This is a genomic window from Bartonella sp. P0282, from assembly GCF_048452985.1.
Taxonomy (GTDB): Bacteria; Pseudomonadota; Alphaproteobacteria; order Rhizobiales; family Rhizobiaceae; genus Bartonella; species Bartonella choladocola.
Genome location: NZ_WTFO01000003.1, coordinates 190,556 through 209,924, shown reverse-complemented (window position 1 = coordinate 209,924; position 19,369 = coordinate 190,556). Strand labels below are relative to the sequence as shown.

At 45.2% G+C, this 19,369-nt stretch carries 15 protein-coding genes and 3 CRISPR repeat arrays (1 of these 18 only partly in view); of the genes, 4 read left to right on the top strand and 11 right to left on the bottom strand.

All coding sequences use genetic code 11. From position 1 onward, the window contains the following. A CRISPR array of direct repeats spans nt 1–229; the repeat unit is 36 nt; unit sequence GTTGTAACAGATTAGAAAATGCGGTCAAGCCGCAAC (it extends 193 nt beyond the left edge of the window). Nucleotides 230–719: 490 nt separating this feature from the next. After that, nucleotides 720–1,172 (top strand): WYL domain-containing protein, encoded by a 453-nt coding sequence (locus tag GQS64_RS09945; protein ID WP_198231470.1) that lies wholly within the window; start codon nt 720–722, stop codon nt 1,170–1,172. A gap of 893 nt (nt 1,173–2,065) precedes the next feature. Then, nucleotides 2,066–2,432: direct repeats of the CRISPR family, unit length 36 nt; unit sequence GTTGTAACAGATTAGAAAATGCGGTCAAGCCGCAAC. A 976-nt stretch (nt 2,433–3,408) separates the two neighbouring features. Beyond that, nucleotides 3,409–3,776: a CRISPR direct-repeat array (repeat unit 36 nt; unit sequence GTTGTAACAGATTAGAAAATGCGGTCAAGCCGCAAC). Between the two features lie 19 nt (nt 3,777–3,795). Here GQS64_RS09945 and GQS64_RS09940 read toward each other — a convergent pair. After that, nucleotides 3,796–5,187 (bottom strand): DHA2 family efflux MFS transporter permease subunit, encoded by a 1,392-nt coding sequence (locus tag GQS64_RS09940; RefSeq protein WP_198231469.1) that lies wholly within the window; start codon nt 5,185–5,187, stop codon nt 3,796–3,798. A 437-nt stretch (nt 5,188–5,624) separates the two neighbouring features. On the opposite strand from GQS64_RS09940, the gene GQS64_RS09935 reads away from it, so the two are divergent. After that, on the top strand, nt 5,625–7,001 hold the full coding sequence (locus GQS64_RS09935) for an MATE family efflux transporter (RefSeq protein WP_198231468.1): 1,377 nt from the start codon (nt 5,625–5,627) through the stop codon (nt 6,999–7,001). 24 nt (nt 7,002–7,025) lie between these two features. On the opposite strand, the gene GQS64_RS09930 is transcribed toward GQS64_RS09935, so the two are convergent. Then, nucleotides 7,026–8,237, bottom strand: coding sequence for an MFS transporter (locus tag GQS64_RS09930; protein ID WP_198231467.1), 1,212 nt, complete (start codon nt 8,235–8,237; stop codon nt 7,026–7,028). 385 nt (nt 8,238–8,622) lie between these two features. Between GQS64_RS09930 and GQS64_RS09925 the strand changes: the two genes are divergently transcribed. Both GQS64_RS09925 and GQS64_RS09920 read left to right on the top strand, forming a co-directional pair. Next, the gene (locus GQS64_RS09925) at nt 8,623–8,859 is read left to right on the top strand and encodes a hypothetical protein (RefSeq protein WP_198231466.1); all 237 of its coding nucleotides are present in this window, start codon (nt 8,623–8,625) and stop codon (nt 8,857–8,859) included. Continuing rightward, nucleotides 8,849–9,397 carry a zeta toxin family protein gene (locus GQS64_RS09920; protein WP_198231465.1) on the top strand — a complete coding sequence of 183 codons (549 nt, stop codon included), beginning with the start codon at nt 8,849–8,851 and terminating at the stop codon, nt 9,395–9,397. Before GQS64_RS09925 ends, GQS64_RS09920 begins: the two co-directional genes overlap by 11 nt. A 242-nt stretch (nt 9,398–9,639) precedes the next feature. On the opposite strand, the gene GQS64_RS09915 is transcribed toward GQS64_RS09920, so the two are convergent. The 9 genes from GQS64_RS09915 to GQS64_RS09875 all read right to left on the bottom strand — a co-directional run bounded on the left by GQS64_RS09915 (nt 9,640) and on the right by GQS64_RS09875 (nt 18,959). Continuing rightward, nucleotides 9,640–10,674 carry a dipeptidase gene (locus tag GQS64_RS09915; protein ID WP_198231464.1) on the bottom strand — a complete coding sequence of 345 codons (1,035 nt, stop codon included), beginning with the start codon at nt 10,672–10,674 and terminating at the stop codon, nt 9,640–9,642. A gap of 311 nt (nt 10,675–10,985) precedes the next feature. Then, nucleotides 10,986–11,297 carry a type II toxin-antitoxin system RelE/ParE family toxin gene (locus tag GQS64_RS09910; protein ID WP_198231463.1) on the bottom strand — a complete coding sequence of 104 codons (312 nt, stop codon included), beginning with the start codon at nt 11,295–11,297 and terminating at the stop codon, nt 10,986–10,988. Then, nucleotides 11,294–11,554 carry a ribbon-helix-helix domain-containing protein gene (locus GQS64_RS09905; RefSeq protein ID WP_198231462.1) on the bottom strand — a complete coding sequence of 87 codons (261 nt, stop codon included), beginning with the start codon at nt 11,552–11,554 and terminating at the stop codon, nt 11,294–11,296. Before GQS64_RS09905 ends, GQS64_RS09910 begins: the two co-directional genes overlap by 4 nt. 331 nt (nt 11,555–11,885) lie before the next feature. Further along, nucleotides 11,886–12,707, bottom strand: a complete 822-nt coding sequence (locus GQS64_RS09900) for a bifunctional allantoicase/(S)-ureidoglycine aminohydrolase (protein WP_198231461.1) — start codon at nt 12,705–12,707, stop codon at nt 11,886–11,888. 190 nt (nt 12,708–12,897) lie between these two features. After that, a complete protein-coding gene (locus tag GQS64_RS09895; protein WP_198231460.1) occupies nt 12,898–13,845 on the bottom strand; it encodes a LysR family transcriptional regulator in 948 nt (315 codons plus the stop codon). A gap of 48 nt (nt 13,846–13,893) precedes the next feature. Next, nucleotides 13,894–14,640, bottom strand: a complete 747-nt coding sequence (locus GQS64_RS09890; protein WP_225868192.1) for an ABC transporter permease — start codon at nt 14,638–14,640, stop codon at nt 13,894–13,896. A gap of 37 nt (nt 14,641–14,677) precedes the next feature. Further along, the gene (locus GQS64_RS09885) at nt 14,678–15,451 is read right to left on the bottom strand and encodes an ABC transporter ATP-binding protein (RefSeq protein ID WP_077994627.1); all 774 of its coding nucleotides are present in this window, start codon (nt 15,449–15,451) and stop codon (nt 14,678–14,680) included. 44 nt (nt 15,452–15,495) lie between these two features. Further along, nucleotides 15,496–16,485 carry an ABC transporter substrate-binding protein gene (locus GQS64_RS09880; protein WP_246798544.1) on the bottom strand — a complete coding sequence of 330 codons (990 nt, stop codon included), beginning with the start codon at nt 16,483–16,485 and terminating at the stop codon, nt 15,496–15,498. Nucleotides 16,486–17,516: 1,031 nt separating this feature from the next. Next, nucleotides 17,517–18,959 (bottom strand): FAD-dependent oxidoreductase, encoded by a 1,443-nt coding sequence (locus GQS64_RS09875; RefSeq protein ID WP_198231458.1) that lies wholly within the window; start codon nt 18,957–18,959, stop codon nt 17,517–17,519. Between the last annotated feature and the right edge of the window lie 410 nt (nt 18,960–19,369).

Below are 19,369 nucleotides of genomic sequence, written 5' to 3'. Positions count from 1 at the left end.
CAAGCTTGGTTGTAACAGATTAGAAAATGCGGTCAAGCCGCAACCGAATACGTCAAAGCTTTCGACATGGACAGTTGTAACAGATTAGAAAATGCGGTCAAGCCGCAACACGAATATGCATTGAAGCTGTTCTGGCTTGTTGTAACAGATTAGAAAATGCGGTCAAGCCGCAACAAAATCGCAAATATTGATAGTTGCATCGGATTAGAAAATGCGGTCAAGCCGCAGGTTATTTCATCCAACGCTTGCGACGGAAGTAGCGTTTAACGGCGATATATACAATTAACCAAAAAGTAAGGGCAATCGGCGCTGTATCAACGTGGAATGGAACAAATGCAAAAAACGGATTAAGCAAATATAATCCCCACATAAACACAGCGAACATGTTCAAGATTAAGAATAATGGATCAAGAAAACGAAACAGTAACATTTTTAGTAGCTCTTGTTTGGGGCATTGCGGGGTTTAACCGATAAAAACGCTTTTGCGGCTTCTTCTTGCTTTTGTTTTTCTGACTTTCCAAAACCGGTAATTATAACGGAATATGTTGTTATAAAAGAGATTGTTAAAAGAAATACGATAAGTTTTTCATTGGTTACCCCGATTTAAAGCCAATATTACTATGATGGTTAAATTATATTAGAATAGGAAATGGGGTCAAGCAGCAACGCTAGTGTGTGTAAATGTTCAACCGGTGTTGCATTGCAAGGGGAGGAACAAAATGGATGTGATAGTGAGCATATGGCTTCTGGTTGGCTTTATACTGTGTTGCGTCGCTGCAATAGCGAAGCTTGGGCACGTGATAAAACAGCGCACCAATCACCGCATCAATCCCGAACCATGGCAGAATTATCAGACCAATCTACTTGATACTTCCATCCGTCCCGACAATTTAGAATTTGTCACACGGGTCGAGGCAATGAACCGTCGCATTACTGGCGGTCTTCAATTTATGATTGAATATGTTGACAGTGACGGCGTGATAACCGAGCGTGTAATAGAGCCTCTGAATATCTATCGAATAGGCGGCAAAACAACAATTTATATTGACGCCTTTTGCACCTTACGCAATGCTATGCGCAGCTTTCGCAACGATCGCATTCTGGCGGCACGCGACATGCAAACCAATCAGGAAATTGCTAACCTTGGACGCTATTTGTGGGAAGGATACTGAACTTATTATCTTCATGTATTCGCTCCACAACTCGCGGGCTGGACAAACTCCGACTTGACGCGAACGCCCTTGCAAACAGTCGTCCCCTTTTTACTTTCCAAAATCGCCGCGTGTTGTTGTTTGGCAAAGTATGGCCAACGTTTTCTTTTGGAACTCGGATTTCCCATGGCACGAAAAACACACGCCGTTAACTACCGTTCGATGTGTTGTCAATGTGCGGCTAGTGGTTGCCCGATTGGGTGATTTTGGATTGTGCTGGTAACAGATTAGAAAATGCGGTCAAGTTGCGACGGAACGCCGCTAAAACCTTGTTATACTTGATATTTACTTTGTTAATTACGTTATTCGTTGATTTTTTCTCTTATTCTGTTATATTTAAGATGCGCCGAGTAAGGAACGCCATGGCTTTTAGCGATGTGGGGATTGCATTTCCGGCCCCCCGGCGTGTTACTTCCCTTTCTGTGATATAATTCTTTTGCTGATTTTATCGGGATTTGTTTGTTTTATACGTTGTGAATTGTCGTGGCTTGCGGCAGGTTTCTTCTGTATCGAATGTTGGTTATCCGTTTTTTGCCTTGATGCTCGCTCATCATTATAAATTTTCCGATTTCATGGGGCATGTGAGTGATTTCCGGAATAGTTGGACGATAAGGCCTGATTATAGGTTATTAGTTGTTACCAAATGCCAATTACAGAACGTGTTCAAGCGGTGAGAGACTAACCACCGTTCTGAATTGGCAAGCCATTTGAAAATGGTTGGATTTTTACGGAAAAGCTTGGAAGATACGTCAAAAAAATTGAAATTTACCGGTGTTATTTTAATGAAAAACAGCATTTTTTTACAAAAAAATATCCACTTAAACCTTATAAAACAAGGGGTTAAGTGGACATCGGTTGTAACAGATTAGAAAATGCGGTCAAGCCGCAACAATACATGGTTCTGTCATAACGGTCGGCGCGTTGTAACAGATTAGAAAATGAGGTCAAGCCGCAACAAGGGTTGCGAAGCAACTTTGCAGCGCGCAGTTGTAACAGATTAGAAAATGCGGTCAAGCCGCAACACATATTGTGCTAAGAATTCTGGGCTATTGGTTGTAACAGATTAGAAAATGCGGTCAAGCCGCAACTCTGGGAAGGGGTGGGCTTCATACCGGCCTTGTTGTAACAGATTAGAAAATGCGGTCAAGCCGCAACCCATCTTTACCTTTTCGACGTATCATCGGGGTTGTAACAGATTAGAAAATGTGGTCAAGCCGTAACAGAACGCTGGTAAAACGTCCCTATACTCAATCTTTACTTACTTCATAATACTGTTTGTTGATTTTATTTTTCAATTACATTATATTTTTCTTGGACACCGAGCCATCCGGAGCGCCACCTTTTTGGTGTTGGGGGTTTCCGACCCAACGGTGTCGTCAAATTTTTCCTTTTTTGCTTTCTCAAAATTTCCAGCAACGTTTGATGTAAATTTGCTGTAAAGTCGTTATGCCGAATGTTGAAAGTTCGATATTTTTTCAAGGGTAGGACAAGCAAATTGATCGTGCGCTTATGTGAAAATATTGTTAGATTTTCAGGTAAAACGTGGAAGACACGTTAAAAAAATCGAAATTTATCGGTGTTATTTTAATGGAAAACAGCATTTTTTTTAAAAAAATATCCACTTAAACCTTATAAAACAAGGGGTTAAGTGGACATCGGTTGTAACAGATTAGAAAATGCGGTCAAGCCGCAACTGGAACAATTTCATGCTCACTGGCGGTGCTGTTGTAACAGATTAGAAAATGCGGTCAAGCCGTAACAGAACGCTGGTAAAACGTTCCTATACTCAATCTTTACTTCCTTCATGATGCTGTTTGTTGATTTTATTTTTCAATTACATTATATTTTTCTTGGACACCGAGCCATCCGGAGCGCCACCTTTTTGGTGTTGGGGGTTTCCGACCCAACGGTGTCGTCAAATTTTTCCTTTTTTGCTTTCTCAAATTTTCCGGCAACGTTTGATGTAAATTTTCTGTAAAGTCGTTATACCGAACGATAAAATTTCGCTATTTTTTGCCTTAAGGAACAAGCAAATTGATCGTGTGCTTATGTGAAAATATTGTTAGATTTTCAGGTAAAACGTGGAAGATACGTCAAAAAAATTGAAATTTACCGGTGTTATTTTAATGAAAAACAGCATTTTTTTACAAAAAAATATCCACTTAAACCTTATAAAACAAAGGGTTAAGTGGACATCGGTTGTAACAGATTAGAAAATGCGGTCAAGCCGCAACCTTTGAGGCCATTACCAACGACCGCTGTAGTTGTAACAGATTAGAAAATGCGGTCAAGCCGCAACAATACGCGATAAGAGACGTTATCAAATCGCGGTTGTAACAGATTAGAAAATGCGGTCAAGCCGCAACACAAGAGGTCTTCTGCATCAACAGAATAGGTTGTAACAGATTAGAAAATGCGGTCAAGCCGCAACAATGGCGTAAGAAATTGGCTGCAATGTAGCAAGTTGTAACAGATTAGAAAATGCGGTCAAGCCGCAACATCAAATATTGTCAAGGCGGTTCAACAGGAGTTGTAACAGATTAGAAAATGCGGTCAAGCGGCTGTAGAATATGTTTTGGTTTCATCAGTGTTGTGCCGTGGATTGTTTGCTTTTTTCGTTCAAAGCATGGCCTGCATCACGGGGCAATGTGCGGAAGATGAAGAAAGCAAGTGCCGAGATGAAGCCGACCACGAAAAAGCCCGTATGAAAATCTTCAAGTTTCAATATATTGTTGTGAAAGGAGCTTGCAATTTCCAGAACCGCGCCGGCAATTGCAATGCCGAGCGCCATTGAAGCCTGTTGGGCAACGGCTGCAATCGGCGTTGCCTGACTGATGTCTTCCTTGGCAATATCGGAAAAGGCAAGCGCATTGACACCGGAGAAGAAAAGCGAGCGCAAAAAGCCGCCGAACAGGAGCACGATAATCATCAACAAATAGGGTGTGGTGGGGTAAAACAGGCCATTGGAAGCGGTAAACATTGCCGAGACGATAGAACCTGCCATCAACACTTTGCGAAAGCCGAAATGGGCATAAACTTCCTTGGCGCCGAACTTCATGCCGAGCGAACCGATGGCCGCGGCAAGAACCATAAGGCCGGATTCAATCGGCGAAAGGCCGAAGGCAAGTTGCAGCATCATGGGAAGCAGGAAAGGCACGGCGCCAATGCCGAGCCGGAAAACGCTGCCGCCGATAATGGCGCGTGCAAAAACCGGATCGGAAAAAAGCCTGAGGTCGAGAAGCGGTGCTTTGCGGTTTTTTGCGTGTTTGATATAAATGGCGCCGAAAATCACGCCCAAAATGGTGACACTGATGCCGACACTTTGCGGCAAGGCGGGAAGGCTTACAATCGAAAGGCCGAAAATGAAGCCGGAAAGGCTGATTGCCGAAAGGAAAAAGCCTGTCCAGTCAAGCGGGCGGATATATCTCTTTTCATTTTTTGGCAGATAGATTGATGAAAGCACAAGGCCGATAAAACCGATCGGGATGTTGATGAGAAAAATCCAGTGCCAGGTAAAAAAGGTGGTGATGAAGCCGCCAAGCGGCGGGCCTACAAGCGGGCCGACAAGGGCTGGAATGGAAAACCATTGAAAGGCAATGACAAGCTGGTTTTTCGGCGTGGATTTGACGAGAAGAAGCCGGCCGACAGGTGTCATCATTGCCCCGCCAATGCCTTGCAAAAAGCGCGACAAAACAAAGGAATGGAGCGAAAAGGAAAAAGCGCAGCAAACAGAGCCTGCAAGAAAAACCACGATGGCAACACGGAAGATAATGCGTGCGGTGAAACGGTCGGAGATCCACCCGCTTATGGGGATAAAAACCGAAAGTGCCACGAGATAGGAAGTCATGGCGAGTTTGAGCGCGATGGGGCTTGTGTTCAAATCGGCGGCAATGGCGGGAAGGGATGTGGTAATCACATTGGAATCCACATGTTCCATAAACAAAGCGATAGCCAGAACCATAGGAAGAATGTGCATTAAATACCCCGAACCCGACTTTTTTAAAACGATGGAACCTTTAGAACCAGTGTGCCTATATAGCGCGAAGAACTTTTATGACCCGAAAACCTTATACATGAAAAAACCGATATGGCCCAAACTGACAGAACTTGAAAGGTGTTTGTGACAGAAAATTGCGACTATATTGATAACATCATTCAGGCCGACATTATTTTGACCGGTTTCAACTGTGAAGAACAGTGAGGGGATTACAAAACTGGCTTCACTTTATCGTGGTTTTTCATTTCATTCTTGACCTTGGGAGAAAAATAAATTCTTCATCGTTAATGTTCATGGAATGCCCGAAAGGGCTACACATAACATTTACGACACCTATATGTTTTATATCATCATTTAAAAAATGAAATTTTACCCGCTTCGGGTCGATCAATAAAATGCGCTGATGGAGCGTTCACTTGCCGCATAAAAAAACAATTGTTCTCAATAATCTGACTGAAGGGCCGATCACCAGAACGTTGCTTCTCTTTGCCATTCCGACATTGCTTTCCAATGTTTTGCAATCGCTCAACGGTTCGATCAACACAATCTGGGTGGGGCGGTTTTTAGGTGAAAGTGCGCTTGCGGCAACCGCCAATGCCAATATTATCACCTTTCTTTTGTTTGCCCTTGTTTTCGGTTTCGGTATGGCAGCAACCATTATGGTTGGCCAATCCATCGGGCGCAAAGATTTGCACCGTGCGCGGCAGGCTTTCGGCGCTTCTATCGGCTTTTGTCTGTTTCTTTCGGTTGTTCTGGCCGTTTTGGGCTGGTTTTTTTCGCCTGAAATTTTGCGTTTTCTTGCAACACCGGCAGATGCTTTTACGCTGGCGGAAGATTATTTGCGGGTTATCTTCCTTGCCGCACCGGCCAATCTTTTGACGGTCATGATGATGATGGGGCTTCGCGGTGCGGGCGATTCCATGACACCGCTCATTTTCATGTGCGTCAATGTTGTGCTGGATATTATTTTCAACCCCGTGCTCATCTTGGGCTTGTGGATTTTCCCGAAAATGGGCATTGCGGGGGCTGCCGCCTCGACTTCGGTTTCGGGCTATCTCGCGCTTGTTGCAATGATTGTCTATATCTATGTGAAGAAATTGCCTTTGCGGCTAAAAGGGCGGGAACTCACTTATATCTGGCCGGATTTCAGCCTGATGCGCTTTATCGTGCTGAAAGGCTTCCCGATGAGCCTGCAAATGGTCATCATTGCCACATCCGGCCTTGTCATGATTGGTCTCGTCAATCAGGAAGGTGTCAGCACCATTGCCGCCTATAACATCATGCAGCAATTATGGACCTATCTGCAAATGCCTTCCATGGCAGTGGGTGCAGCGGTAAGCGCAATGGTTGCGCAAAATATCGGCGCCGGTCGCTGGAACAGAATTTCCAAAACCACATGGATCGGCTGCGCGGCAACATTTGTCATGACAGCCATTCTGCTTGGGCTGTTACTCATTTTCGACCGTCCGGTCATTATCCTGTTTTTGGGAAATGATAGCGCAGCCGTGCCAATGGCACAGCACATTCAGGCAATTGCAAGCTGGAGCTTCCTGTTTTTCGGCCTTGCAATGGTGCTGTTTTCAACAGTTCGTGCCAATGGCGCGGTTCTTGTGCCGCTCATTTGCCTGTTCATTGCCGTCTATCCGGTGCGGCTTGGCTTCTATTACATCTTTTATGGTTCCATAAAGGCCGATGCCATCTGGTGGAGTTTTACCGTCGGTGCTTTTGCCTCGCTCATTCTGGCGCTTTCCTATTATCTTTCGGGCACATGGAAAAAGCAAAAAGTGCTCTAACCTTGAAAGCGGAAAGCGCACCGTTCAGGAATTTTCAAGAAGGGTTTTCGGCTTTGGTGTTTTGGGTTTTAGATATTTTTGTCCGAAAACCGTTAAAATCAGGGCAAGAAAGCCACCAATAATGGAAACATAAAAGCCGGTTTCGGGGGTGAAAGCGTCGATCAATTTTCCGGAAATGGCAGCTCCTGCTGCAACACCCATTGCCATTCCGGTAATTCCCCACGACATGCCTTCGGTGAGTTTTTCGGGCGGTACAATTGTGTCGACCAAAGACATGGCGATGATGATTGTGGGCGAACAGGCCGCACCGGCGATAAAAAGCACGATGCTCAAATTCCATAAATTGGAAACAAGCAAGAGCGGCAATGTTGTAACTGCGGCAACGATGGTGGCAACAAGAAGCTGTTTTGACAATGTCATGCGGGTCGGCAATGCCCCATAGACAATACCGGCAATGAAAGAACCGGCCGCATAAAGCACAAGTGGAAGAGCGGTGTAATTTGTCTGTTGCAGCGATTTGCCGATTGCCACGGCAGAAATTTCCGCAGTGCCGAAAATGGTTCCGACGCAAAACATAATCACGGTGAGAAGCGCGATAGAAAAAAGCCGGATAACCGAAGTAGAACCTTTTTGCCGCCTGCCATGGGCAACCGGTTCGGTCGATTTTTGCAAGGTAAAGACCAGGCCTGCAACAAGCATGATAAGACCGGCAGCAAGTGGCCCCGCAGCGGGAAACAGACGGTTTGTCAGCTCGATCGCAATAATGGGGCCGACCATGAATATCAATTCATCAACAATGGATTCATAGGCAAAGGCCGAACGCAAAAGCGGCGAACCATGATAGAGTTGCGACCAGCGTGTGCGCACGAAAGAACCGAAACTCGGCATAAAGCCGACGAGAATTGCCGCAATAATCAATATGAAAAGCGGGGCTTTATAATGGGCGGCAATCAACAAGCCGCAGAGCGACAGAAAAGAAACCAGAATTGCCGGACGCGCCACGCGGGCTTGCCCGTATTCATCGGCAAGTTTTGATATTTGCGGCGTAATAATGGCATTGGAGAGGACATAACTTGCCGAAACGAGACCGGCGGTGGCATAGTCCAAGCCTTCAACGGCAAACATTGTCATAATGCCGATCGAAATCATTGATATTGGAATACGTGCCAATACCCCCGTTACCGAAAAGGCAACAGTGCCGGGTTTTCTGAATAATTCGCGATATATATTGGCCATGACAAATGTCCTCAAGCGCCCTTCAAAGGCGTTTCCTTCATCTATTGACATCACGCGCTTATGTCAATTTTTGGAGCCTTTTAATTAAGGACGGTTATTGTCGAATGAATGGCGGCTTTAAAAAAACGAATGACATGTTCTGCCCGATTGGCTGGGGAAAAGCAAAATCTTGTCCACTTTTTGCAACAGTGTTCACGGGAAGAATAAAAATCGAATGAAGATCGTGTTTGAACGTTCAAACAATGCTGGTTCGCTTGCGAATAAAAGAGACAGGCGTTTTACTCAAAAAGTAAAAGTTTAACCGGTTTGTTGTTTGACTTGCCGGTTTTTTAAAAGTTTTGCATAGTAAGGGTTCCCGAAAACAGATGAATGCAGAGGTATTCACATGATGAAGGACGGGCACGATCAGTTGTTGGATGACATTTTGTCAGCCTCGTCGAACGACTATATGGACTATGTGAGAAGTGTTCACTTTCCCCGCAATTCTGCCATTTATGACCGTGAAGACGGGTTGGAAGAGGGGCAATATATTCGTGAAAATCCTGATGGCACAAAAGGGCTCATTGCAGTTGATGATGCGCTCAATGAAAAAATCTTGAAGGTTTTGACAGATGCAGCCTGAATTATGGATTATCGCCGGTGTAAACGGTGCGGGTAAAACAACCTTTACAACATGCCGGAAATTCAAAATGCCTATTGTCAATCCGGATGTTTTGCCGGGCGCACCGGTTGAGCAGGGAATAGCAGCGGTAAAACAGCGTGAGGCACTCGTCAAAGCGCAACAATCCTTTGCGGTAGAGACAACGGCCACAGGAAATGTGTTTTTGAAAAAAGTTCAGGATATTAAAAATCAGGGGTTCAGGATCAACCTCGTCTATATCGGATTGGACAGTGCCAAAACTTCCGGTTTAAGGGTGCGCTCGCGGGTAAAAAGCGGCGGCCATAATATTGTGAAGGAAGATATTGAGCGGCGTTATCCAAGAAGCATGGCCAATTTGCCAAAGCTTATGGAAATCGCCGATCTTTCACTTGTGTTTGATAATTCGACAAGCCGCGCTTATTCGCTTGTATTGCATAGGGATAAAGGGCACGTCCAATTCATCCGGAAAGATTTGCCGCAATGGGCTTTGAAAGCTACGCGGCAAAAATACTTTTCCTGAACAGCGAGGATAAATCCCGTTAGACCAGTTTTCGAGAAAAACTATCTTTGCCGGAACTTTGGTGAGCCAAAAATATTCCCGTTAAAACTGTAGCGTTTTGATGCGCGGTGGTTTTTCTATATAGTCAACGCCGGTTCACATTCCGGCGTTGTCTTTTGTCTTTTTCTTTATGCCGTAAATAGCAAAAACATATTTAGCCAATGCGATTCAACCGGCCGAACGCATTGGCATTTTAAAAAGCTTTATTCGCCCCAGGTGCGTTCCAGAACCGAGATCCAGTTTTTCGAGGTAATTTTCTCGATCTCGTCATGGTTGAAACCGGATTTTTCCATTTCGGCGACAAGTTTCGGCAATTGTGAACAATCATGCAATTCATTCGGAATTGTTGTGCCATCAAAATCCGAACCGAGGCCGACATGTTCCACACCGACAATATCGACGATATAGCGCATGTGGTTGATAATGGTTTTAAGCGGTGTGTCGCGGTTGCGTTCGCCATCTTCGCGCAGGAATTTGACACCGAAATTAATGCCGACCAACCCCTTGCTTTTTCCGATAGCGCGCAATTGCTCGTCTGTGAGGTTACGGCTTTGATGGCTCAAGTGATAGGCGTTGGAATGGGAAGCAACAAGCGGCGCGTCGCTCAATTTTGCAATGTCCCAGAAGCCTTTTTCATTCATATGCGAAAGATCAACCATTATGCCGAGCTTGTTACACTCGCGAACGAGTTTTTTGCCCGTATCAGTCAAGCCCGGTCCGATGTCGCCTGTCGAGCCATATTTGAACGGCACTCCGAAACCGAATATATTGGGTCTGCTCCAGACGGGGCCGAGGCTGCGCAATCCATCCTGATAGAGGCGGGCAAGCTCTTCCAGATTTTCGCCAATGGCTTCCGCACCTTCAATATGAAAAACCGCAGCAAACTGGTGAGCCTTGATTGCCTCTTTAATATCACGCGCGGTTTTGCAAATTTTGAAACGTTCGGGTTTCAGCTTTTCAATATCATGGAGAAGCTTTGCCATTTCCATGGTCGGCTTTGTTGCATCTTTTAACAATAATTCGGGATAGACACCGTTTTCATCCGGCTGAAGATCGACCGATGGCGGATAACCCGCACAAAGTCCGCCAATCAGGCCGCCTTTTTCAGCCTTTGGCAGGTCAAGTTCTGCACTTTCAAAACCATTGATGAAAGCCGAAGGGTCAAGGTTTTTCTCGTCGCGGATTTTGGAGAGAATGTCATTGTGCCCGTCAAAACATTGGATGAGTGTTTCAGCCATAAAAATTGCCTTATCAGAATGTGTTTTCAATCATTATTCTTATACGCCACTATACAGATTTAAAACAGCAACTGACAAAAGTTTGATTATGAAAAGCTGGCGCACGCGTTGCGCCGGTAGCGGCCAAGTTCGAGACGCGGTCTTCCCGTCATTGCCTGTTTAAGCGTGAGGCAATGAAAGCGTGGGTTGCATAACGATTTTTATTTGTGCCAAGCCTTATATTTTTGAAAATTTCCTTGTGAAGCTCCTGACCTTGTCATCAAAGTACCAGCCAATCAAAGAGCGCTTCAAACGGGCGCACTTTTCGTGTTTCAGAAAAAATCATCCTTGAAACGGTCGATCCGGTGCATACGCTCATGCAATATTGTGACAATACCTGTATCGCCGTTTTTCAGCTTTTTCCAATAGATATAATGATGTTTATAACGGTAGAAATAGCCGTGAACGGAAAACTCGGCAGGTATCGGTCGGGATATTACCTGACCATCGGCAATTGCTTGAAAACAGTTGAATAAACCATTCAAATAGTCTTCCGCTCTTGCCGCTCCCCATTTGTTTGACGTGTATCGATAGATCTCGTCAAGACGGAAAATTGCTGCCTGTTGCAGCCGAAAACCGCTCATGACCTGTTCTTGTTTCTGGAAATAATGTCTGCCGCCGAAACAGTAACGTAACTCTCGTCAGGTTCGGAAAACGCAAGCTGTAACTCGGCTTTCAGCCGGTTAAACGCCTCTTTGTCATGACGTTCCTTGTCTTTTCTTATGAGATCACGCACATATTCGCTCACATTTTCATAAGGCCCGTTGTCGCCTATCTGGCGGGCAACATAATCACCCAGTGTTTCGCCAATGCGTACTGTCATTGTTGTTGTGCGAGCCATGTGATCTCCTTTATTGTATTACAAATAACCAATATTGATGACAAGTCAAGGAGAGCTTGCAACCATCATAACAACCGTTCATCCGATTTTCTGGCGGAAAGCCGCCAGCAGAATGCCGCCAAAAGCTTGACGAACAAATGCGACAAAATCCTCACGACGACGAGGAGCATTTTAACGCATGGATGGCTTTGACAGGTGATTGCTATTAAAAACTCCCGCTTTCAAAACATGAGCAAAGTTTTGCCCCACCAAAGTTTTGCATTAGCAAAAGTTGCACGAGAGTTTTACCCCGCCTAAGTTTGCCTTCGTAAAGTTGCACCAGCGTTTTACCTTACCAGAGTTTTGCGTGCCGGTTTATATCTTTATAGAGGAGATAACGGAATGGTTCGGGGCCGCCTGCATAGCAGGCTTGCGGGCAAAAAGCGCGCAACCACATAAAATCGCCTTTTTCGACTTCCACCCAATCATCATTCAGCCGATAAACGCCTTTGCCTTGCAAGACATAAAGCCCGTGTTCCATCACATGGGTTTCCATGAAAGGAATATGAGCCCCCGGCATAAAGGTGACAATGGCAACATTCATGTCATGGCGCAAGTCGTTCATATCCATGAAACGGCTTGTCATCCAAACCCCTTCATGGCCTTTCATTTCGGCAGGCGTTATTTGCTGGTCGGAAGAAAAGATTGCATCAGGTTTATCAAGCCCTTCCACTTTTTCATAAGCCTTGCGGATCCAGTGAAAGCGGGCGGTGGTTTTTGCTTCATTCCATAATTGATAATCGTGACCGGCAGGAAGATAGGCAAAACCACCTTTGTGAAGAACATGTTTTTTGCCTTGAAGCACAATGGTGAGCGCACCATCAGTCACAAAGAAAACGGCTTCCGCACGCTTGTCATTTTCCGGATGTGTTGCCCCGCCCGAAGGTTCAATCTCGCCTATATATTGGGAAAATGTTTCTGAAAAACCTGTCATCGGGCGCGCCAAAACCCAGAAGCGGGATTTTGTAAAAAACGGCAATTGGCTTGTGACAATATCCGACATGACAGAAGCGGGCATCACCATATAAGCGTCTTTGAAGGTGGCTTTGCTGCTTAAAAGTTCGGAACGTGTCGGCAAACCGCCAAGCGGAAAATAATAGTCTTTCTCATTCATCAAATTGTTGTCTCCTCTTTTGTGAAAGCTTTTTCAAAAACTCTCTTTCGTCAAAAAGCTTTTAAAACCGCTTGGAAAATTTATTCTAATTTTTGCTGTTTTGCCTGTCTCGTCGGTCAAGTTTTTTTAAAAATTTTATCGGATAATTTTTGAACTTCTTTCAAGCGATGGCAAAGAGATTTCATAATATTCATTCTCCCTGATTTTCTTCCCCTCCGGAAAAGTTTTGGTTGCGTGAGCCAAGACTTTCTTTCATTTTTCCGGTCAATACATGTTGAAACTGTTGTTCAACCGGTTTTAACGCGCGGTTTGTCTGGTGGAACAATGTCAAAATGCGATAAGCAGGATGGGTAATAACGGGAATGAAGAGAAATTCATTATCAAACCCTTCCGGCAATTCTGTGCGGCTTAAAATGGAAACATAGTTTCCGGTTGCAACGAGTTGAACAATCAATGGAATGGATGATGTTTCGACAATCGGAACGGCGGTAACAAGCGGGGGCCCAAGCGTTTCGATGAGCGATTTCAATTTTGTGCCTTTTCCGGGAAGAACCAAAGCTTCGCCAATCATTTCGGCAAGATTGATTTTTGTTTTTCCTTGCAAGCGTTTTTCGAGACTATGACCTTTGCGAAGAAAGAGGCCAAGCGGGCATTTCACCTCTTTATCAATCGCAAAACGGGGCTGTTTTTCTATGTCATAGGCCAAAGCAAGATCGGCTTTGCCATCAAGAAGCACATTTTGCACATTGTCGTTTTCAGTCGTCAATACATTGATTTTGGTGGATTTGTGATTTTTCTGGAAGTCGACAATTGCGGAAAAAAGAACAGTAGCCGCCAGATTTTCTTCACACACAATTGTCAAATTTTGGCGGATAACACCGTTTAAAGCTTTTATCTCGCTCAACATCCGCTCTTCATTGCGCATTGTTTCGCGGATATGGCCAAGTACCAGTTCGCCGGTGGCCGTGAGTTCCAGCCCCTTATGGCTGCGGGAAAAAACCGGTGTGCCGATTTCTTCTTCAAAGAGCTTTATTTGCCGCTGGATGGCGGAAGCGGCAACATGAAGCTTTTGTGCGGCACTGCGTAGCGAACCGGAACGCGCCACCTCGTCAAGATATTTCATCAAACGGTGTTGCAAAATGTTACCCCCCTTGTCCGTTTTTTTTGTTTTGGAGCTTTTCTATTTTCAACCCTTTTTGATACTCCACGGGAAGAGAAGTTTCTGGGTAAGAATAACAAGTTGGAACAAGATAAGCGACATGGCAGCCAGCACAAAAAGCCCCGCCCAGGCTTGCGGTATTTTATAAATCGAGGTGGAAAGCTGGAGGAAGAAACCTATGCCCTTATCGGCCGAAACAAATTCGGCAACAACCGCGCCGATAACGCATAAAGTAATGGAAATTTTCAAGGCCGAGAAAATATAGGGCACGGCATAGGGCAAGCGGATTTGCAATATTTCACGGCGAACCGGTGCGCGGAGCGATTTTGACAATTCGATCAATTCGGGCGGTGTAGAAAGAAGCCCTGTCGAAGTGGCAATAACCAGCGGAAAAAACGAAATAAGAAAGGTGATGAGAATGCGCGGAAAATCACCCGAACCGAAGGCGACAATGACAATCGGCGCAATGGCGACAACCGGTGTCGACTGGATAATGACCAATAACGGATAAACTGTTTTCGATAAAAGCGGCGAGCGGATAAGACAGACAGCAAGCGGCAAAGCAATCAGAATGGATACGAAGAAGCCGAGAAGTGCCACCCGCAAGGTTGCAAATATATGAACAGCCCAACGCGATCCATCAATCACATGGAAAGCTTTGAAAATTTCAACCGGCTGCGGCAGGATGAAAGAGGGAATGGCAAAAAACACCGCTGCCAATTGCCAGATCACAAGAATAGCCACAATAAGCAACACTGCCGGTAAAGCCGACATTAGCGAGGAGAGGTGAAACAGCTTTATCTTCTTCCTGTTAAGCGAGCTTGGGCTTGATGAGGAGGTTTCTGAGGGTGTGAGCGAAGTCATGGACCACCTTTTGGTTTGCAGTTTCGGCATTGCGTGGCCGTCCGAGCGGCACGTCGAGTTCAGTTAAAACAGTTCCCGGCCGGCCGGCGAGAACCAGCACACGGTCGGCAAGAATGGCAGCTTCATTGACAGAATGGGTAATGAACATCACGGTTTTCGGCCGGTCGGAAAAAATTCTTAAAAGTTCAAAACCCATTTCATCGCGGGTTAATGCATCAAGGGCGGAAAACGGTTCATCCATCAACAAAATATCGGGGTCGAGATGAAGCGCGCGGGCAATGCCGACACGCTGCTGCATACCGCCCGACAATTCTTCCGGCATACGTTTTTCAAAACCGGTAAGGCCGATCATACGCACTAGTTCATGGGCTTTATCAATATCGGCGGAATTGACTTTGCCGAATTTGTGTTTGATCGGAAAAGTAATATTGTCCACAATATTGAGCCATGGCAGCAATGTCGGGCGCTGAAAAACAATGCCGACATCTTCACGCGGCTCCTTGACCGGCATACCGAAAACTTCCACCTTGCCCTGTGTCGGTTTCAAAAGACCGGCAATCAACCGCAAAAGCGTGGATTTGCCACAACCGGAAGGCCCCAATACCGCAAGAAATTCGTGATAGCGAACATCGAAACTAATATTGTGAAGCGCTTGTGTTCGCCCTGTCGATGTCGTGAAAAACTGGCTTAACCCTTCAAAGCGGATAGAGGGGGGAGAAATCGCATTGCTTGATTTCATTTCTATGGGTTGCAATTGGCTTGTTGTCATTTGAAGCCCTCCAGATTTTCGGAAAAACCGGTTTTAACGGCACTTTCAGCGGTCACCGCATTCGGGTCGAGGTTTAAAGCTTCGGCAGTCTTTTGCCATGTGCGTTGAAGCTTGTCGCGACGGAAAGTGCCAAGGCCGTATTGATCTGTCTCGTCATTGTAAATGAGCTTCAATGTATCGAGAAGCGAACCTTTAACACTCTGCCGATCAAGTTCGGGAACACTTTCCATCACCGCATCGACCGCTTCATCGGGATGTTCATGCATGAATATGATTGATTGGCGATAGGCTTTGATAAAGCGGGTCAGAACATCGGGCCGTTCGGAAATGAATTTGTCTGAGGCAATCAGCGAACTGCCATAAAGATCAAGTCCACTTTCCACCCACGGAAAGGCTCTGATTTCTTTATGCGCAATTCTGGCCTGTTCTTCGTAACGCGTGTAGTCGGTGAGCCACGCAATAATCACATCGGTCTTTCCGGTTATCAACATCGGCCCTAAAGCACCGGAGTCGACCCGTGTAAGCGTAATATCATCCATGGATAAATTCTGGGTTTTCAGAAAAGGCGGCAGGAAAAGATTGGAAGCGGTAAAAGGCGAGGTGGCAACAGCTTTGCCCTTTATATCGGCGATTTTCTGAATGGGGCTATCGGAAAGCACATAAAACGCATGTGGCGTTTTGTTAAAGATCGACATAACCGCGCTCACCTTCACATTTGCGCTTACACGCGCAGCCATGAGCGCGGTGATGTCGGCTGCTCCCACATCGCTCACTCCGGCAGCAATGCGGGTAATTGCGTCATTGCCGCCACGCCCCGGTTCAATCGCAACATCAAGCCCTTCGGATTGGCAAAACCCTTTGTTCACACAAACATAAATGGCGGTTTTATCGCCACCGGGTAACCAGTCGAGTTGAAAACGCACTTTGTCAGGGGCTTTTTGAACCTCTTTTGCCTCAAGCATTTGCGGACATAATAGAAGCGCCAAACTCCCACAAAGAAGATTAGCCGAAAGAAGACTTGATGAAAGAAAACCGGCTGACAGAAGCCTTGTTTTAAAAAGACGTTTAAAAGCAAGTTTGGCGGGCGAAAAAGTCGCAATCGGAAAAGTTTGTTTAAAAGTTGAAAAACCTTGTTTGAACCTCTTCCGGATAAAGCTTTTTATATCCGCCCTTTCGAGGCGCAGTATTTTTGAAGTTGCAATTTTCTTTTGGCCTTTAAGGCAAGAAGTGAGGTTCCTTGAAGAACCGTTGCGAGGAAAGGAATAAAAAGCATTGTCGCTATTGTTTCGACATTTCGCTTGCATGAACTTTTCCTCTCCCGCTTAAAAAGCATTCCGGTTTTTTGAAAACCCCGAAAAACCGAACGGGCATTATGAACAAATTCCGGTTTTGCCATTTGTGCTGTCGGGTATTATCCGTTTAATTTTTTTGAAAACCGGATAATCAGCACAAGTAAGGCGGCGTATCGACATTCAACTTATGAAACCAAGCGTATTTTTTAACCTATAGTGTCATCCTGTATTTGTCGGAAAACCTAGTCTTTCTCTTTGAAGCTCTAACTTTGTCTTCTTCAAAAAAGAAAACCGGTTTTATTTTCGACACCCCAAGATTTACACGAACAACAAGTGAAAACAAGAGAAAAACCTAAAAATTAGGCGTTTTTATTTATTGATTAAATTTTATGCATTTTTTAAGAAGAAATAAGCAAAAAATAAAAAGATTAAATAATATCAATGGTTTCAAAAAACACTATTGACCGGCTCTGGTGCAACCTCTGCGCTTTTATTAAGCGTTCTTAAAATGAGCGCGGGTTGCTCTAAATTCTCTTAATACTGCTTTCGACTTTCCAGCGGGGGCAAGAAGAAATTCATGGTGTAAAAATTAAACAGCAAAACAATAAAAATCGCGCCACAAAGGGCGCGATTCTCGATGACATTGAAAGGAATATGAAAAATCCTGCTTGTCGGGCAAAGCCGGTTTTGACAATTGCTAATTCATGCCTTTGGCCTAATGGCTTTTAACCTGCTTTCCCCATGGCAACCGGTTGGGGTGCTGTCAGTTCCTTCTCGTCAAATGCTCTCAAAAGATCATAGTGATAATCGGCATCTTCGCAGAACAATTCACTGCTCACCCCATAGGCAAGTCTTCTTACACCGAATTTCAAAGCCGAAATTCCCGCCGATGCGGCAAGGCTTGGCATACCGGCAAAAGTGTAGCTGAAAATCCGATTAAGATATGGCGCATCCCCTTTCACCTTTTCCTGAAACTGGAAGTTTTTCCCAAGATAAGGGCAGCTTGCAATCACCGCATGTTCTTCACCCGCAGGTGGCGTAAAATGGTCGCCCCAGGTTTCGATCTTATCGGCAAAACGGGCAATTTCCGGCCGCGTTTTAAGGTCGATAATCAAGCCTGTGCCGACAATCAGAAAATCGAATTCATCACTTTCATGGGGCGTGACAAGGACAAGCTTTTCACCCTCCATCCGGCAGCTTTTAATGGGGCTTGCAAGTTTCAATTCATAATTGTCGAATTTTGTGCACCGCAAATAGGAATCCTGTGTCGGCGGCTGGTTGACATCAAAGAGATATTTCATGAAACGCCATTTCTTGTCGTCATCAAGATCGGCAAAATGGCGCAAAAACCCGCTATATTCCATAAAACGATAAGGGTTGACTGTCGGCAAAATGGAACGTCTGACAAAATGCGTTACCGATTTTGCACCAAATTCCAAGGCTGTGGCGCTGTTATCAAAAGAAGACGAGCCACCACCCACAACCGCAACACGCTTGCCGACAAGTTTGTCAAAATTGATTGCTTCGGCCGTGTGGGCATAAACTTTCTTGTCAAGATGATCCTTGAACATATCCGGCACAACCCATTGGCCGCTACCTTCAATGCCGGTCGCTAAAACCACAAGGCGGGTATAGATTATATCGGCTTTGCCGTTTCGTTCGATATGAAGCGCGAAAACATCATCTTGCAACGGCTCTATATCGGTTACAACTGTCCGGTTTGTCACCTCTATATGGGTGACTTTTTTCAACCAGTCGAGATATTCTGCCCAAAGATTGGTCGGGATTTTATAAAGCTCTTCCCAGGATTTGTGTCCGAAACGCGCTTCCCACCAGGCACGCACAGTCAAACTGCCAATGTCGAGATCAGGCCCCGTTACATATTTCGGCGTGCGCAATGTGTGCATACGGGCATAATTGCGCCAAGGCCCTTCAAAACCGGCTTCATTTTTATCCAGAATGGCAATGTTGGTAACGCTTTCCCGCCGCAATTGTAGCGCCAATGTCAAACCGCTTTGTCCGCCGCCAATAATCACAACATCCTTCACCGGATTGCCGTGATATGTCTTCGGCTTTACCCATTGGCGAGCAGGATAGTTCAAACATTCAAGATCATATTTTGCCTGCCGCTCAAGCTTGGCAAGATTTATTTCGCTATTTTCTGGCATGTCTATTCCCCATTAAAGACAGTCCAAGGAACAAGCTCCGGCTTTTAAAAGAACCTTGGCTGCCGGTTTAAAACGGGGATGACACTTTCTGTCCGGATCGACCCGATCGACCCGCAATACGCTTTATGCCGGTGGTTGAGAGGCTAAATATAAGGCAAAAAATTGTCAAGATTAAAATTTAGGCAAAATCAAATATAATTTGCTGTTATTTCAAGCATAACGCGTTGGTCAGCACGTATAAATATGTTTTTATTTTGCCTGTTTTCTGTTTTGTTTTTTATTTTTGATAGTTCATTGCTTGTTCAATATTATTGATTTTGTGCGAGGTTAAATAAAAGAACGGAAACGATCAGTGCAGTGTGGTACACCGCAATTAAGAGAGGCTCCGACAACCAAGTGAAACGTTGGAA